Here is a 16,725-nt window from a genome sequence, read left to right on the forward strand (position 1 = left end):
ATGAGTGAGAACACGAAGGAATGGAGATTTCCGGCTTCCTTCGGCCAGGAACGGATCTGGCTGGCCAACCAGCTCGACCCGGCGTCGGCGGTCTACAACCTGCCGTGCCAGATCCGCCAGGACCAGCCGCTGAGCGCGGAGCAGTGGCGGCGGGCACTCGGCCTGGTGGTGGACCGGCACGAGATCCTGCGCGCGTGCCTGGTGCTCGACGGCGATGCGCTGGTGCAGGTGGTGCGGGCCGACGTCCCGATCGAGCCCGAGGTGCACGACCTGCGTGCGCTGCCGGAGGACGAGCGGGAACAGCGGACGGCGGAGCTGGCGTTGGCCGTGGCGCGGCGGCCGATCCCGACGGACGCCGCGCCGTTGTGGCGGGCGCTGCTGTGCCGGCTGGCCGAGGACGAGTGGGTGCTCACGTTCGTGGTGCACCACGCCGTCTTCGACGCCACGTCGGTGGTGGTGTTCGCCCGGGACCTCAACGAGGCGTGTGACGCCGTCCACCAGGGGCGTGAACCTCGGTGGACGGAGCCGGCCATCCAGTACCCGGACTACGCGGCGTGGCAACGCGGGCAGGTCGAGGCGGGTGCGCTGGCGCGGCAGCTCGACTACTGGCGTGCCCACCTGGCGGGGATGCCGTCCGTGCACACGGTGCCCACCGACCGGCCCCGCCCCGCGAAGGTCACGTTCGACGGGGACCAGGTGGACTTCGTGCTGCCCGAGGGGCTGCTGGAACGCGCCACGGACGTCGGCGGCCGTCTTTCGGCGACCCCGTTCCTGGTGTTGTTCGCCGGATACGTCGCATTGCTGTCACGGATCTCCCGTGCCGATGAGGTGGTCGTCGGCGTGCCGGTGGCGGGACGGGACCTGCCCGAGCTGGCGCCGCTGGTCGGCATGTTCGTCAACCAGCTCGCGATCCGCGTCGACTGCGGCGGCGACCCGACGTTCGCCGACCTCGTCGGCCGGGCACGGACGGCGCTGCTCGACGCGATGGACAACGGGCAGGTGCCCTTCCAGCTCGTCGCCCAGACCGTGGTCACCGAACGCGACGCCGGAGTGCAGCCGCTGTACCAGCTGGGGTTCAACTTCATCCCCGACTCGGGGCTGGAACCGATCCCCTACGCCACGGCACAGGACGACCTCACCGTCGACCTGACCCGCGACAGGGGACGGCTGCTGTACCGCACCGACCTGTTCGACCGCGCGACCGCCGAGTCGCTGGTCCAGCGCTACCTGCGGGTGCTGTCAGCCGCGCTCGACGACCCGCGGCTGACGTTGTCCGACCTGCCGTTGCTGTCGGAGACCGAACGCGAGCGGGTACTGCACACGTGGAACGACACGACCGAACCGTATCCGGACACCGCCACCGTGCACGGGCTCGTCGAGCAGCGGGCACGGTCCACTCCGGACGCTGTCGCCGTCGATTTCGGCGGACGGAAGCTGACGTACGCCGGGCTCAACGCGGCGGCCAACCGGGTCGCACACCGACTGCGCGGGCTCGGCGCGGCTCCGGGCACGGTGGTCGGGGTGTGCGCCCCGAACTCGGCGGACCTGCTCGTCGGGCTGCTGGGCGTGCTCAAGAGCGGGGCGGCCTACGTGCCGCTCGACCCCGACCATCCCGCCGAGCGGAAGGCCCTGATCGCGGCCGACGCGGCGGTGTGTGCGGTACTCACCTCCGGCACCGTCGAGCTGCCTCCCGCCTGGGCGGCGTCCGGCCCGGCGGGCCAGGACGGGCCCACCGTCCTCGCCCTCGACGACCCCGGTCAGTGGGCGGAGCTGCCGGAGCACGACCCTCCGCCGACGGCACAGGCCGGGGACCTCGCCTACGTCCTCTACACGTCCGGTTCCACAGGACGGCCCAAGGGCGTTCAGGTCGAACACCGCGCCGTGGTCGCCTACCTGTCGTGGGCGTGCCGGCAGTACCCGAGCCTGTCCGGCCGGGCCCTGCTGCACACGTCCGCGTCGTTCGACCTGACCGTGACCACGCTGTTCGGCCCACTGCTGGCGGGAGGGACGATCGTGGACGCGGCGGCGGGGCGGCCGACGTTCGTCAAGGCCACTCCCACCCATCTCGCGCTGCTGTCCGAGGAGGAGTTCCCCTCCGGTGACCTGGTGCTCGGCGGTGAGGCGCTGACCGGTGACGCCGTCGCCGCGTGGCGACAGCGGTATCCGGACACGACGATCACCAACGAGTACGGTCCCACCGAGGCGACGGTGGGGTGTGTGGCGGCGCGGTTCACCCCGGGTGAGCCCCTCCCTCCCGGACCGGTGAGCATCGGCAGGCCGATGCCGAACGTGCGCGTCTACGTGCTCGACGAGCGACTGCGTCCGGTGCCGCCCGGTGTGGTGGGTCTGCTGTACGTCGCGGGCCCTCAGCTCGCGCGCGGTTATCTCGGTCGCCCCGAGTCGACCGTCGAACGCTTCCCCGAGCTGGAGGTGGCGGGAGGGCGGGTCTACGCCACCGGTGACCTGGCGCGGTGGCGGATCGACGGAACCCTCGACTACCTCGGCCGTGGCGACGACCAGATCGCTCTGCGGGGCTACCGCATCGAGCCCGGTGAGGTCGAAGCCGCCCTGCGCACGCTGCCGGGCGTGAGGGAGGCGGCCGTGGCGGTCCGCGACGGCAACCTTGTCGGCTATCTCGTCGGACCCCCGGCCGCAGACCCCGACGGTGTGGCCGCGTGGAGCTCGGCACTGCGGAGGGCGCTGCCGGACTACCTGGTGCCCACCGGCTACGTCGTGCTGGACGCCCTGCCCGTGGCTCCCAGCGGCAAGCTCGACCGGGCCGCCCTGCCCGCACCCGAGCGTGGCGGCGGGCAACCGTTCGTCGCGCCCCGCACAGCGGCCGAGGAACTGGTGGCCGAGCTGTTCACCGACGTGCTCGGCGTGGACCGGGTCGGGGCGCACGACGACTTCTTCGCCCTCGGCGGCAACTCGCTGTCGGCGATGCGGCTGCTCGCGCGCCTGACGCAGCAGACCGCCGTCGAACTGGGGGTGCGCGAGCTGTTCTCGCTGTCCACGGTGGCGGGACTCGCCGCCGAGGTGGAACAGCGGATGCTCGCCGCTCTCGACGAGCTCAGTGACGAGGAGGTCCAGCGGTTGCTGGCCGAAGAGCAGAGAAACGAGCGCGCATGACGACCATCGACGACCCGGCCCGCGCGGCAGCGCGCCGCGCGCTGCTGGAACAACGGCTCCGTCGCCGCGCCACCGCGGCGCCGACGATCCCGCGTCGGCCCGACGGCGCCGACGTCCCGCTGTCCTACCAGCAGGAGCGCGTGTGGTTCATGGAGCAGTTCGCTCCCGGGACCGCCGCCTACGCCATCCCGATCTCGATCCGGCTCACCGGCCCCCTCGACACCGACATGCTCCACGCCGCCCTGCGGGCGCTGCCGGAACGGCACGAGGCGCTGCGGATGCGGTTCCCCGCCGACGACGAGGGCCGCCCGCACGTGCGGATCGAGCCGAGCGTCCCGGTGCCGTTGACACTGGTCGACGCCGCCGACGAGACCGAGGCGTTGAGGGCGGTCGAGGTGGCGGCGACCGAACCGTTCGACCTGACGGCCGGTCCGCTGCTGCGGGCCACACTCGTGCGCCTGGCCGCCGACGACCACCTGCTCGTCGTGTGCACCCACCACATCGCGGGCGACGGCTGGTCGGTGGACCTGCTGTTGCGTGACCTCGCCGCCCACTACCACGCTCTCAGCGCCGGGAACGCCGCCACGCTCCCCGAACTCACCGTGGGCTACGGCGACTTCGCGCGCTGGCAGCGCGAAACCCTGACCGGAGCGGCGCTGGAGAAGCAGCTGGAGCACTGGCACCGGGCGCTGGAGGGTGTGCAGCCGCTGGAGCTGCCCACCGATCGGCCGCGGCCCGCGACCCAGACGTTCGACGGCGCCGCGTACGAGTTCCGTGTCGACGCCGACCTGCTCGCCGACGTGCGGGCGCTGGGGGAGCGGCACGGTGCGACGCTGTTCATGACCCTGCTCGCCGCTTACGAGGTACTGCTGTCGCGGTACTCCGGCCAGGACGACTTCGCCGTCGGCTCCAGCGCGGCCGGACGGAGCCTGCCCGAGCTGGAGGGCGTGGTCGGCATGTTCGTCAACATGCTGCCACTGCGGGCCCGGGTCGCCGGGGACGAGGGGTTCACCGAACTGCTCACCCGTACCCGGCGGATCGTGCTGGACGCCTTCGACCACGCCGACGTGCCGTTCGAGAAGCTGGTGAACGCGCTCGACGTCTCCCGTGACGTCAGCCGCTCACCGGTGTTCCAGGTGCTGTTCGCGTTGCAGAACTACCAGATGGGCCGCTTGGCGGAGGCGGGTTCCTCGGACGTCGAGTTCCGCTGGCAACCCGGTGACGCGCCCGCCACCCGGTTCGACTTCGAGTTCCACGCCGTGGAGGTCGCGGGTGGGCTGCTCGGCAAGTTCGTGTACAACACGGCCCTGTTCACCGAGGCGACCGTGGCGCGGATGGCCGACAACCTCGTGACCCTGCTGCGCTCGATCGTCACCGACGCCGACCGCCCGGTGTCCGAACTGGACCTGCTCGGTGACCGGGAGCGGGAGCTGGTGCTCCGCAGCGCGGCCGGTCCGGTGGTCGACGTCCCGGAGACCACACTGGCCGCGTTGGTGGCCGAGCAGGTGGCTCGCACCCCCGACGCGGTGGCCCTGACCTTCCGTGACGAGTCGTTGTCGTACGCCGAACTCGACCGGCGCGCCAACCAACTCGCCCACCGCCTGCGGGACCTCGGCGTCGGGCCGAACACTCTCGTGGGCGTGTGTGCACAGCGGTCGGTGGAACTGGTCGTCGCGCTGCTCGGCGTGCTCAAGGCCGGGGGAGCGTACGTGCCGCTGGACCCGGAGTACCCGGCCGAGCGGCTGGCGTTCATGGTGTCCGACTCCGCCTCGCCCGTGGTGCTGGTGCAGGCCGAGCTCCGGGACGTGCTTCCGGCCAGTGAGGCGAGCGTGCTCGTGCTGGACGAGGAGGACGAGGTACGGCGACTCGCCGCGCTGCCCGGCACCGCGCCCGAACCCGTGGCCGGGCCGGACGACATCGCCTACATGATCTACACCTCGGGCTCCACCGGTAAGCCGAAGGGCGTGCCCAACCGGCACCGTGCCGTGGTCAACCGGCTCGACTGGATGCAGCGCGCCTACCGGCTCGACGGCACCGACGTGGTGCTGCAGAAGACCCCGGCCAGCTTCGACGTGTCGGTGTGGGAGTTCTTCTGGCCACTGCTCACCGGCGCACGGTTGGTGCTCGCCGAACCCGGCGGCCACAAGGACGTCACCTACCTGCGCGACCTCCTGATCTCCCAACGCATCACCACCGCCCACTTCGTACCGTCGATGCTGACCCTGTTCCTCGCCGGGGACGGCGTCGAGGCGTGCACGGCGCTACGCAGGGTGGTGTGCAGCGGGGAGGAGCTGCCGCTGGCGGTGGCGCGGGACTTCACCGCCCGCCTGCCGCACTGCGAACTGCACAACCTGTACGGGCCCACCGAGGCCGCGATCGACGTCACCGCCTGGCACTGCACCGCCGACGCGCTCGCCGAGGTCAGCGTGGTGCCGATCGGGGTTCCGATCCAGAACGTCCGCGTCCACGTTCTCGACCCGCACGGCAACCCGTGCCCCATCGGAGTCGCAGGCGAACTGCACATCGCCGGGGTCGGCGTCGCCCACGGCTACCACGCACGCCCCGAACTCACGGCCGAGAAGTTCGTCGACGACCCCTTCCACCCCGACGGCGAGCGCATGTACCGCACCGGCGACCTCGCGCGGTGGCGCCCCGACGGCACGATCGACTTCCTCGGCCGTATCGACCACCAGGTGAAGCTGCGCGGTCTGCGCATCGAACTCGGGGAGATCGAAAGCGCCTTGCGCGACCGACCCGGGGTCCGTGACGCGGCGGTGCTCGTGAGGGAGGACTCCCCGGGTGACCAGCGGCTCGTCGCCTACGTCGTGGGACAGGGCGACGCGGCGACGCTGCGGGACGCGCTCAAGCGCACCCTGCCCGACTACATGGTGCCCGCCGCGTTCGTCGCGCTGGAGGAACTGCCGCTGACCCCGAACGGCAAACTCGACCGCAAGGCGCTGCCCGCGCCGGTCGCGAGCCGTGACACGAGCCAGGAACTCGTGGTACCCACGACACCCACCGAGCTACGGCTCGCCGACATCTGGCGGGACGTGCTCAGGGTCGACGAACTCGGCGTCGACGACGACTTCTTCGATCTCGGCGGGCACTCCATGCTCGCCACCCAGGTGGTCGCCCGCATCGGCAAGGAGTTCGGTGACGGTGCTCGTCAGGTCGGCGTCATGGACCTGTTCGGCAACCGCACCGTCCGCACCCTCGCCGAGTTCGTCGACGGTGACGCCGGCACCGACGACGGCCCCCGCAGGCTGCTCTACGAACTCACCAAGCCCGTCCCGGCGGGCGAACGCACGCTGACCTATGTCTGCGTGCCCTACGGCGGTGGCAGCGCGATCGTCTACCAACCGCTGGCCGACGCGCTGCCCGAGGGGTACTCGCTGTACTCCGTGGCCATCCCCGGCCACGACGTCGGCCTGTCCGAGGAGGCGATGCCGTTCGACGAACTCGTGGAACGGCTGACCGACGAGATTCTCGAACGCATCGACGGCCCCCTGGCCGTCTACGGCCACTGCGGTGTCGGTAACGCGCTCGCCGTCGGGGTGGCCCGCAGGCTGGAGGAACGCGGCCGGGAGCTGGAAGTCGTCTACATCGGAGCGATCTTCCCGTTCGCCCGGATCAGGGGCGTGGTCGGCTCACTGCGCACCAGGTTGGAGAAACTGCGCAGCAATCGCTTCTACTCCAACTGGCTCAAGGGCATGGGCGTCGACACCGACGACCTCGATCCCGAGCAGGCCGACCGGATCATCAGCAACATGCGGGAGGACAGCCGGGCCGCCGAGGAGTACTTCAGCGAGCTGCTCGACCGCCGCGTGGCCAAACTGCGGGCGCCGATGATCTCCGTGGTCGGCTCGGAGGACCCGGTCACCGACTACTACGAGGAACGCTACCGGGAGTGGGAGTTCCTCACCGACACCACCGCGCTGGTGGTACTCGACCAGGCCGGGCACTTCTTCCTGCGCTACCGCGCCGACGAACTCGCCGAGATCGTCACGCGGGTCCATCCGGCCGTGCGTGCCGGGCAGGTCGGCGAATCCAGCGAACTCCACGTCGCCACCCGCGGCGAGGACGCGGGTTGGGCGCTGCACGACGCCCACGAGGTCACCGTGGACGACACACCGAAGGTGCGGCCGAGCATGGGCCGGTTCGTCACCATCACCATCGGCCAGTTGGTGTCCACCACCGGGGCCGCGCTGACCTCGTTCGCCGTGCCCATCTGGCTCTACACCCAGACGGGATCGGTGACCAACCTCGGGTTGCTGTGGGCGTTGGTGCTGCTGGGCGGTGTGGTCATCCTGCCGGTGGCGGGTGCGCTGGTGGACCGGGTGGACCGCAGACGCATCATGATCATCGCCAGTGCCACGGCGGGCGGTGTCCAGCTGGCACTCGCGTTGTTCCTGCTCAACGGGATCCATCCGCTGTGGCTGATCTACCTGATGGTGCCGCTGGGCTCGATCGCGGGGTCGTTCCAGCGCATCGCCTACCAGTCCTCGATCGCGCAACTGGTACCCAAGCAGTACCTCGGGCACGCGATGGGTCTGGCGCAGATCAGCAACGGTTTCGCGCAGTTGTTGATGCCGGTGATCGCGGCAGGGCTGCTCGCCGTGGTCGAGCTGCACGGCATCCTCCTCATCGACATGGCGGGATACCTGCTCGCGATCGTCGGGTTGCTGCTGGTGCGGTTCCCCGACCTGCTGGGCTGGCGGCCGAGGGAACCACTGCTCACCGCGATCCGCAACGGGCTGCACTACTCGTGGAACCACAAGGGCTTCCGCACGATGCTGGCCTACTTCGCGCTGGCCAACGTGTTCCTCGCCCCCGCGATGGTGCTCATGACCCCGCTGGTGCTGTCCTTCGGCACCGTCACCGACGTCGCCCAGGTGGCGCTGGCCGAGGCGCTCGGCGCCGTGTGCGGCGGGATCGCGATGGCACTGTGGGGCGGCCCGAAGAACCGGCGCATGATCGGTGTGCTCGTGGGCAACATGGGCATCGCCACCGGATGCCTGATCATGGGGCTGCGGCCGGTGTTCGTCGTCGTGGCGGTCGGCGTGTTCCTGATGGCCATGTCGATGTCGATGTCCCAGGGCATCTACGCGACGATCGTGCAGGTGAAGGTGCCGCAGCGGTTCCACGGCCGCGTGTTCGCGTTGAACCAGACCATCACCTGGTCGACGCTGCCGCTCGGTTTCGCGCTGCTCGCGCCGCTGGCCGTCGGCCTGTTCGAGCCGATGATGGTGCCGGGCGGATCGCTCGCGGACTCGGTCGGTCAGCTGCTCGGCACAGGCGAGGGGCGCGGTACCGGCCTGGCCTACGTCGTGTTCGGACTGCTCATGCTGGCGGTCAACTTCGGTGGGCTGTCACTGCGGCTGCTGCGCCGCTTCGACACCGAGGTCCCCGACTCGCTGCCCGACGACCTCGTCGGTGCACAGGAACGGGAGCGGAAGGCGAGTCAGGACACCGGGAAACCGGGACGCGACGACACCGACGACACCGACGACAGCGAACGCACACCCGCACTGGCAGGAGGGACGAACCGATGAGTCGGAGCACGGCCGACTGGTCACGCACGGCACTGCTGGTGCGGGAGTCACGCGGGCACTGGGTCGGTGAGGCCGCGGCCGCCGTCCACGCGGCCGGGTTGCGGGCGGTGCTGCTCGCACCTCCCATGCCGGAGGAGGAGGCGGCCGCGCTGTCCGAGGTGGTCGACGGAGTCGTCGCGGTCGACGACGTCCATGATCTCGGCACACTCCTCGTCGCCGTGCACGAGACGACCGGTGGGGCGCGGCCCGCCGGGATGATGACCGGCTCGGACGGACTCGTCGCCGTGGTCGCCCAGGCAGCGGAAGCGCTGGGCGTGGCTCGGTGCTCCGCCGAGGTGTTCACCGTCGCCCGCAACAAACACGCCGTACGCCGGGTGCTGACCGAGGCCGGGCTGCCCGGCCCACGGTTCGCGCTGATCGGCGACGCGGAGGAGGCCACCGCCGTCGCCGATCACGTGGGGCTACCGGCGATCGTCAAACCCGTCAACGGCGCGGGCAGCAACCTCGTGCGCACCGTGACCACGGTGACCGAACTCGCCGACGCCTACCGGCTGCTGGCGACCCGGCTGCCGGAGTCGACCGACCCGCGCTACCACCGCTCGGTCTCCGGCCGCGCCGGGGAACCGGAGCTCGACCCCACCCGTGTCTTTTTGGTGGAGGGCTTGCTGCGCGGGCCGGAGTACGCGATCGACGTGCTGGTGCGCGACGGTGAGGTGGAACCGGTCGAACTGCTGGACAAACCGCTGATCGACGAACACAAGTTCGAGCTGGCACTGTCCTGCCCGCCGCTCGGGCTGACCACCGAGCGCGCGAAGGTGGTGACCGACGCGGTGTGCGAGGCGATCCGGGCACTCGGCCTGGACAACACCGTCGCGCACGTCGAGGTGATCGACGACGAGGTCGCCGGGCCGACGATCGTGGAGATCAACGCGGGCCGCCCGGCCGGGTCGATCATGCCGCTGCTGGCGAAACTGCGCACGGGCGTCGACGTGTTCGCCGAGGCGACCTCGCTCGCTCTCGGCACGCCACCCCCGAAGCGGGAGGCGCCGTCGCTGCCCATCCAGCTCGGCATGCTGATCCTCTACCCGCGAGAGAGTGGACGGCTCGTGGCCGTCCACGGTGTCGACGAGGTCGCGGAACTTCCCGAGGTCATCGACGTCGTCACCACCCTCACCCCCGGCGAACTGGTCAACGACGACCAGGAGGTGTACGGCGTGAACCTCGTGGTCGCCGGGTTCACCGACCACGACGACCTGGCCACCCTGTACGACGAGGCGGCGAAGAAGGTCCGGTTCGAACTGGAGGAGACCTCGTGAACGAGGCGGGGAGAACGGTGTTCGTGCTCCGGGAGACCCCCGCGCACTGGCTTTCGAGCGTGGTCGACGCCGCGCACACGCTCGGTCTGCGCGCAGCGGTGGTCACACCCGCCGTGGCCGAACACGAGCACGCCGACCTGGCCGGGTTGGCCGACGACGTGTGTGTGATCGCCGACATCCGCGATGCCGAGGAGGTGGCCGGACGGATCCGCGCGGCCACGGGCGGGGCGAGGCCCGCGGGCGTGCTCACCGCGGCGGAGGACATCATCGCCACGGCCGCCCGCGCCGCGGAACTGCTCGGCGTGGGCCGGTGCCCGGCCGACGTGCTTCGCCTGGCCCACAACAAGTTCGCGGTGCGGCAGCTCCTGGCTGAGGCCGGCCTGCCCGGTCCTCGGCACGCGCTCGTCTCCGAGACCTCGGAAGCCACCGCGGTAGCGGAGTCGGTCGGGCTGCCCGCAGTGGTGAAACCGGTCAACGGCGCGGCGAGCACCCTGGTGCGGACCGTACGGTCGACCGACGAGCTCGCGCAGGCATGCGCGCTGCTGGCGCGACGCCTGCCGGAAGCACCAGACGCGCGTTATCACCGGCCGGTGGCCGACCGCGCGGGCGGCTCGCTCGACCCACGACGGGTCTTCCTCGTCGAGGGTCTACTGCGTGGACCGGAGTACATGGTCGACGTGGTGGTTTCCGACGGCGTCGCCGAGCCTGTGGCCATCGTGGACAAACCGCTCATCGACGAGCGCGCCTTCGAGCTGGCGATGGCCTGCCCACCGCTGACGCTGTCCGGCGAGCGCGCCGAGGCGATCACCGACGTCGTCGTGCGTTCGGTACTCGCGCTGGACCTGGACAACACCGTCGCACACGTCGAGGTCATCGACGACGAGGTCGCCGGGCCGACGATCGTGGAGATCAACGCCGGCCGTCCCGTGGGAGGCGCGACCGCGGAACTGATCAAGCTGCACACCGGCGTCGACATGTTCGCCGAGTTCGTGGCGGCGGCAGCCGGCCTGCCGCGCCCGGCGCCTGCCGGGAACCGGATTCCCGTGCCGCTGGGCGAGCTGATCGTCTACCCGCCTGGTGGTGGACGGTTGGTGGCGATCCACGGCCTCGACGCCGTGCGGGAGCTGCCTGAAGTGATCAGCATCGTCACCACGGTGTCGCCGGGACAGGTCTTGAGCGGCGAGCAGGAGGTCTACGCGGTGAACGTGTTCGTCGCCGGATTCACCGACCACGACGAACTCGCCGCACTGTACGACGAGGTGACGAAACTGGTCCGTATCGAACTGGAACCGCTGGACTGAGGGTCCGTCGGGGCCGCGCCGATCGCCGGTACTGCGGCCCGACGGCGGCCCGCGAACGATCGAATCCCATACTGCGCTGAAGGCTGTGCCGTGTCGCCGGAACGCTTGCCGAGTTCTATCGTTTTTCGATAGATTCTCATCGTTGTTCGATCGATGGAGGGGCGATGGGAAAACTGATGGTGCCCGCGCTGCGTGCCGTACTCGCGGTACTGCTCGCGGGATCGGTGTTCGTGCAGACAGTGCTCGTGCCGCTGTTGGCAGTCGATCTGGAGCAGCTCGCCCCGAGCCTGTCGTACCTGCGTGTCCCGGTGGTCGTGCTCGTACTTCTGGGCGTGGTCGCGGTGCAGGTCGTCCTGGTCTGCGTGTGGCGGCTGGTGTCGATGGTGCGACGCGGAACCGTGTTCTCCCACGGGGCCTTCCGCTACGTGCACGTCGTCATCGGCGCGATCGTGGTGGCCGCTCTCCTGCTGTTCGCGCTGACGGCCGTCCTCGCGTCGGCGAACCACCACGTGCCGGGTGACGCCGTCGCCCCAGGAATGATCTTGTTGTTGTGCGGGGGTGTCGTGGCGGTACTGGGCGTTGCCCTCATCGTGCTCGTACTCCGGATGCTGCTCGCCCAGGCCGTCGCACGCGAGGCCGAGGCGGGCCGGATGCGGGCCGAGTTGGCAGGGGTGATCTGATGCCGATCTCCGTGGACATCGACGTGATGCTGGCCAGGCGGAAGATGTCCGTGGGCGAGCTCGCCGACCGTGTCGGGATCACACCCGCCAACCTGGCCGTGCTCAAGAACGGCCGTGCCAAGGCGGTGCGCTTCTCGACGCTCGCCGCGCTCTGCGAGGCACTCGAATGCCAGCCGGGAGACCTGCTGCGCTGGGTGGCCGAAGACACCGAAGACACCGAGGGCGCCGCTGACACCGCTGACGGGCGCCGCTGGTCCCCGGCGACCGGTGTCGACGCCGAGGCGTCCGCCCCCACCAGGTGAGCGTTCCCCCGAAGTGGACCGGTGTGCAGTGGGAGGGTGACGGGGCGGCCGCTGGATTCGGTTCCTCGGACGCGGTGACTGGGAACCAGCCGCGCGGGCCCGGCCGATCACCGCGTTCCGGCCCTGTCGGCCGGAACGTCATCGCAAGCCTCGACGGGATCGGATGCGGCCTCACCACGCCAGTCCAGTCAGGACTTCGGTATCGGACACCGCTTGTTTGTCGGGCGCAGGGTGACCGCGGTGGCATGAGACGTGGCCATGGGGTTGATCCGCGCGCTGTTGTGCAGGGGGTTCCATGGCCACCGGTCGGTGTCTGCTGCGTTGCGCACGTTGACGTTGATGTTGGTCGCGGTGGTCACGGCCGGGCTGATCGTCGCGTTGCCGTGGGGCAACGGTGTCGGCCTGGCCGAAGGCGAGATCCCCGAGCAGGAGTGGGGCACCGCAGCAGGCCGCAGCCATTTGGCGTCAGCGACCTCGACCGCCGCGACGGTCGAGGTCGGCAAACACACCTCGAAGCCTGCCGACGGAGCTTCGCCCCGAGGCCGGTCTCAAGGTCGAGGTGACACCGGTCGGTGTGAAGGAAGCCATCGTTCTGAAGTCACCGGATGCTCCTACTACCTGGGACTTTCCCCTGTGGTTGGAGGGACTGAACGCCGAGCTGAGCGACGGCGCCGTGGTGCTGCGGGATGCGGACGGCACGGTGCAGAGTGTGATTCCGCCGGGCTTCACGGAGGACTTGAACCCTATGTGGGGTCGGGGATCAAGGTCGCCTCGGATGGGCAGGGGGAGTACACCTACACGCCGGGTGGGTTGCCGTTGGGGGTGGTCAGGGTGGTGTGTTGGCGGGGTCGCGGTCGTTCAGTCCGTTCGGGGAGCGGCAGGCCGAGGCGGGAACGCAGCCGGCGTCGGGTTTCCAGCACCAGTACACCGACCCGGCAAGTGGCAACGTGAACATGGGTGCGCGGTGGTATCAGAATGAAGCAGAATGGCTGGCAGGGCGATCCGGTATCCGTGGCGAAGATCGGTGATGATCTGTACGTCTTGGACGGTCACCACCGTGTTGCCGCGGCGAAGCGTGTAAGGATTGACGTGCCGTATCGTTTACTTTCGGATGCTGACATTCGTGCCAGGTATCCTGGAGGAATGATGACATTACAACTGCTTGGGCTGAGGTGGGGACGGACCGTCTAGTGAATAAGTACAAGAGACCGGGGTGTCGATGACAAGCCAGCCTTTGAGGGAAGTCGAGGCGTACTTGCAGGCCCTTTCCCGGGTGCGCAGCGCTGTTCAGCGCTTCCACCCGGGTGGTCAGGGGCTGGCTAGCATCCTCTACCTGTATCGGTCGCGAGCTCTGGAGAAAGCCGGGCTCATCCAGGAAGGTATTGAATACAACGTTCACGGTTTTGGATGTCTTTTCATTGAGTCCAGCGGCGCCGAGATTGACATGGACTTTCTGGAGGAAGGGACGGAAATATTTGATGCCTGGAGGATTAGAAGGCTTTCGGTGAGCCTCGACGAGGAACCCTTGGAAAGCTTGGACGAAATCGTTGCCGAGTGCAGGAATTTGGTCTCTCTGGGGCGTTTGCTTGAGCCGCGCAGCGGATGGTTCTCGACAGTTGAGTAACGCCATCCCTTGGTTGGCCTGAAGGCCAATTCCATTCCTTTCGGGTGTCGAAGTGAAATGACGAGGCCATTCTTCTTGTAGCTCTTGGAGAGGGACTCGTGGTGCCTTGAGGGCAATGCTGACGGCAGCGTCAGCAGACAGCGGCTGCCGCAGGCGGGGCGTCACGGCCGTCCTGGCCACTGAGGGCGTGCTCCAGGGCTTCGCTGGCGTCACGCTGGAGTCGGAGTCATACGTGGGCGTAGCCGCCGGGCGCCGGAGGTGGCCGACCGCACCTAAACGGCGATCTACGGCGCGGCGGCGATTGGCAGAGTTGCCTTTATGGCGGGGCGAAGGCATGGTGGAAAGGTCAGGAAAGGAGTATTGGCAAGCGCCAAGCTCTACTGCATGCGAGACGAGGTGAATGGAAAGCGAGCTACGACCTTGCGGTTTGGCAAGGGGATGTGCCGTCCAGTGATCGTGAAGCAGCTGGGGTGCATAACCGCCTGTACGACGATTATCTCGATGGCGATGAGCTGTTTCCGGTGGTAAGTGTCGTCGCTGACTTTCTGGCCGCCCTCACTGAGCGCTGGCCTGATAGGGATACCGGAGACGATACGCCCTGGGTTGCAACGCCACTTTCCGGTGGGCAAGTGGGCCATGCGTTTACATTGCGCTTGCGTGGAATGGAGCAGATGTGACGTCTGCCTATGTGGCGCAGGTTTCAAACGGATTTGGATTGAACTGTTTCGACCCTCAGGTAAAATCCGCTTCGGAAGGGTTGGATCCGATTTTCTTCGGAGTTTTCCGAAAGTCCACTGTCGGAGTTGACTATCGGTCGCGTGAAATGTCGGCATCGGATAGGAAAGCAGATGGACGAAGTGGTGATGTTGGGTGGCTAAGCCGCTGACTGCCCCGGCCGTGTTGCGTGCGGCTATGGAGCTCGGTGCTGTCCCTGCCGGGGCTGACATGTCGCGAAGGGGAGATGTGCGCTGGGAGGCTCATGGGCTGGCATACCTGGGGTGGATCTCCAAAGAGGCTGCGGGGACGCTGGCCTGGCACTTGAACGTGGGTGACGCCAAGTTTGGCCCGGCCCTGGAGAAGTACGGGAGCATGTCCGTTCCGATTCGCAGCTCAAGTAACGAAGTGCCATGGCCGCAGACGGTCGACAGATCGCTGGAGGTGTTTCTTCGGGAAGGGTTGGGGCGAGCGACTCAGTTCGTAGCTAATCGCACCGAACTGTGTTTGCTGCTTTCTTCTTACGAAGATGTGCAGCGAGGTGAACTCTATGCCTGGCTTCCTGTAGCCAACTATCCGGCTCGCCTCGTGCAGGCCCTGGTGCTGGCGCGTGACATTGGTTCCCCTGGTCTGGAGCCCTGGATTCAGGGGTGCCTGGAACAAGGCTCGCTTCGGCTTTCAACCGGAAGGTCTATGGACGTTCTGGCGTCAGCCAAGGGATGGGCGAGCAGATATTCGAGCGCACTGGGGTTCGACATCATGGTTTGATCGAGCATAGAGGGGCGCAACCTGAGAGTTCGCTCCGTGAGTTACGCCTCCCTGAAATAGAAGCCCCGCCGAAGAGGTTCCTCGGCGGGGCTTCTCTGGCGTTTGGTAGCAACGTCAGCGGACGACGGCTACGGCCGGTGGGTAGTCAAGGTGTGGGGGTTCGTCGGCCGGGCCGAGGGCGTCAGTGGACTCGGCGCTGGAGGGAGTCGTACGTGGACGCCGGTGGTGACGCCGATGTGGGTGTGACCGAGGAGTTCCTTGATGGCGACGAGGGCGACGCCCCGTTCCGCGAGGAGGAGGGTGGAGGTCGTGGAGGCTGCGGACATGTTCTACGTAGGTGCCTATTGGGGGCCCCGAGTCGAGTCGGCCAATGAGTGCGCCCGGCGGCTGGCTCTTTGTCTGAGTCAGCTGGGGGTGGTGCACCCAGCCTTGGCGACGTGGTTCCGTAAGGGCAGGAGCAAGTCCGCCGCCTCCGGCAACCCCGTGGCGACCAGTGTGGATGTTTTGGAGGCCATGCTCGTAGGTGGTCGTGATCGTACGGATGTTGATGGCCGGGTCATCAGCGAGCTCGGGTTCAGTGTGTCGCTGTGGAACAAGAACCCTGTCCCGGTCTCGTTCAGCACCACATGCGGTGCGAGCCCGGCGACGAGTTCTGTCAAGAACTACTTCACGCTGGAGCTTCCTGAACCGGTGGGAGCCGCTGCTGAATTGTATGACCCAGGGGTTGCGAGGTCTTTTTTTGCTCGGTAGTTGAGGCGTGGAATCCGCAGTGGGCAACGTTTGCGAACTACTCAATGCGTGTGGCTCAGGAGGGAAATCCAGGGCGTCCGGTGGGTGGCTGGATGACGTATGTTTCGGAGGCTCGAAAGCCAGCGGCAGCTGAAGGGCCCGGACTGTCTGTGGAAGAGTTCTCGGGCGGAACCCTATTGACGGCCGGGCCTAGCCCTCTACAGGTATCAGGCTCGCATCTTTCGAGCGTCGTTGGATTCCTTTCGAGGGGATAAGAGCTTGTTCTCAAAACCCTCGGTTACCTGCTGCGCGGGACTCGGTGCGGCGCCTTACCGCGTTGGGTCCCCTACTGTGGCACGCTGCTTGCGGTCACAGTAGGGGGACGCACCTCCAGCACGCCTCCCTCCTCCGCCTTGCGATCCACCACACCGACCCCCGCTCACGGCGGAGAAGGGTTCGCGGAACACGCTCTCAGGGGTACAAGCGCGGTCCATCGCAGTGTCGCCGAGTCCGTCTACAGCCACATGGTTGTCCGTCAGGCGATGGTGGAAGCGGGCGCAAACCGGACCACGCCAGAAGCGGGCGAACGCCCGCCGGGTGGGCACGGTGG

At 68.2% G+C, this 16,725-nt stretch carries 11 protein-coding genes; 10 read left to right on the plus strand and 1 reads right to left on the minus strand.

Features of this window, described 5'->3' with window-relative positions:
* The 6 genes from SACCYDRAFT_RS11180 to SACCYDRAFT_RS11205 all read left to right on the plus strand — a co-directional run bounded on the left by SACCYDRAFT_RS11180 (nucleotide 1) and on the right by SACCYDRAFT_RS11205 (nucleotide 12,280).
* Entirely contained in the window at nucleotides 1-3,129 is a 3,129-nt protein-coding gene (locus SACCYDRAFT_RS11180) for a non-ribosomal peptide synthetase (RefSeq protein ID WP_005456234.1), read from the plus strand.
* On the plus strand, nucleotides 3,126-8,681 hold the full coding sequence (locus SACCYDRAFT_RS11185) for a non-ribosomal peptide synthetase/MFS transporter (protein WP_005456235.1): 5,556 nt from the start codon (nucleotides 3,126-3,128) through the stop codon (nucleotides 8,679-8,681). Before SACCYDRAFT_RS11180 ends, SACCYDRAFT_RS11185 begins: the two co-directional genes overlap by 4 nt.
* A complete protein-coding gene (locus SACCYDRAFT_RS11190) occupies nucleotides 8,678-9,997 on the plus strand; it encodes an ATP-grasp domain-containing protein (RefSeq protein WP_005456238.1) in 1,320 nt (439 codons plus the stop codon). Before SACCYDRAFT_RS11185 ends, SACCYDRAFT_RS11190 begins: the two co-directional genes overlap by 4 nt.
* Nucleotides 9,994-11,298, plus strand: a complete 1,305-nt coding sequence (locus tag SACCYDRAFT_RS11195; RefSeq protein ID WP_005456240.1) for an ATP-grasp domain-containing protein — start codon at nucleotides 9,994-9,996, stop codon at nucleotides 11,296-11,298. Before SACCYDRAFT_RS11190 ends, SACCYDRAFT_RS11195 begins: the two co-directional genes overlap by 4 nt.
* A 164-nt stretch (nucleotides 11,299-11,462) precedes the next feature.
* A complete protein-coding gene (locus SACCYDRAFT_RS11200) occupies nucleotides 11,463-11,978 on the plus strand; it encodes a DUF2975 domain-containing protein (RefSeq protein WP_005456241.1) in 516 nt (171 codons plus the stop codon).
* Entirely contained in the window at nucleotides 11,978-12,280 is a 303-nt protein-coding gene (locus SACCYDRAFT_RS11205) for a helix-turn-helix domain-containing protein (RefSeq protein WP_005456242.1), read from the plus strand. Before SACCYDRAFT_RS11200 ends, SACCYDRAFT_RS11205 begins: the two co-directional genes overlap by 1 nt.
* A gap of 188 nt (nucleotides 12,281-12,468) precedes the next feature.
* Here the strand turns inward: SACCYDRAFT_RS11205 and SACCYDRAFT_RS26310 are convergent, their stop codons facing one another.
* Nucleotides 12,469-12,783, minus strand: a complete 315-nt coding sequence (locus SACCYDRAFT_RS26310) for a hypothetical protein (protein WP_157606492.1) — start codon at nucleotides 12,781-12,783, stop codon at nucleotides 12,469-12,471.
* A 716-nt stretch (nucleotides 12,784-13,499) separates the two neighbouring features.
* Between SACCYDRAFT_RS26310 and SACCYDRAFT_RS11215 the strand changes: the two genes are divergently transcribed.
* The 4 genes from SACCYDRAFT_RS11215 to SACCYDRAFT_RS27315 all read left to right on the plus strand — a co-directional run bounded on the left by SACCYDRAFT_RS11215 (nucleotide 13,500) and on the right by SACCYDRAFT_RS27315 (nucleotide 16,136).
* Nucleotides 13,500-13,904, plus strand: coding sequence for a DUF6896 domain-containing protein (locus SACCYDRAFT_RS11215; RefSeq protein WP_005456244.1), 405 nt, complete (start codon nucleotides 13,500-13,502; stop codon nucleotides 13,902-13,904).
* Nucleotides 13,905-14,374: 470 nt separating this feature from the next.
* Nucleotides 14,375-14,581: a hypothetical protein gene (locus tag SACCYDRAFT_RS26315; RefSeq protein ID WP_157606494.1), complete on the plus strand. Its 207-nt coding sequence runs from the start codon at nucleotides 14,375-14,377 to the stop codon at nucleotides 14,579-14,581.
* Between the two features lie 367 nt (nucleotides 14,582-14,948).
* Complete coding sequence (locus tag SACCYDRAFT_RS26320) at nucleotides 14,949-15,386, plus strand: hypothetical protein (RefSeq protein WP_157606495.1); 438 nt, start codon at nucleotides 14,949-14,951, stop codon at nucleotides 15,384-15,386.
* 324 nt (nucleotides 15,387-15,710) lie between these two features.
* On the plus strand, nucleotides 15,711-16,136 hold the full coding sequence (locus tag SACCYDRAFT_RS27315) for an Imm52 family immunity protein (protein ID WP_408640304.1): 426 nt from the start codon (nucleotides 15,711-15,713) through the stop codon (nucleotides 16,134-16,136).
* The last annotated feature ends 589 nt before the right edge of the window (nucleotides 16,137-16,725 follow it).

The sequence above is a fragment of the Saccharomonospora cyanea NA-134 genome (genome assembly GCF_000244975.1).
In the GTDB taxonomy this organism is placed as follows: Bacteria; Actinomycetota; Actinomycetes; order Mycobacteriales; family Pseudonocardiaceae; genus Saccharomonospora; species Saccharomonospora cyanea.

Coding starts and splice junctions, on each gene's coding strand:
- SACCYDRAFT_RS11180 (WP_005456234.1), top strand. CDS start 1: ATGAGTGAGAACACGAAGGAATGGAGATTTCCGGCTTCCTTCGGCCAG.
- SACCYDRAFT_RS27315 (WP_408640304.1), top strand. CDS start 15,711: ATGTTCTACGTAGGTGCCTATTGGGGGCCCCGAGTCGAGTCGGCCAAT.
- SACCYDRAFT_RS11200 (WP_005456241.1), top strand. CDS start 11,463: ATGGGAAAACTGATGGTGCCCGCGCTGCGTGCCGTACTCGCGGTACTG.
- SACCYDRAFT_RS11215 (WP_005456244.1), top strand. CDS start 13,500: ATGACAAGCCAGCCTTTGAGGGAAGTCGAGGCGTACTTGCAGGCCCTT.
- SACCYDRAFT_RS11185 (WP_005456235.1), top strand. CDS start 3,126: ATGACGACCATCGACGACCCGGCCCGCGCGGCAGCGCGCCGCGCGCTG.
- SACCYDRAFT_RS11190 (WP_005456238.1), top strand. CDS start 8,678: ATGAGTCGGAGCACGGCCGACTGGTCACGCACGGCACTGCTGGTGCGG.
- SACCYDRAFT_RS11205 (WP_005456242.1), top strand. CDS start 11,978: ATGCCGATCTCCGTGGACATCGACGTGATGCTGGCCAGGCGGAAGATG.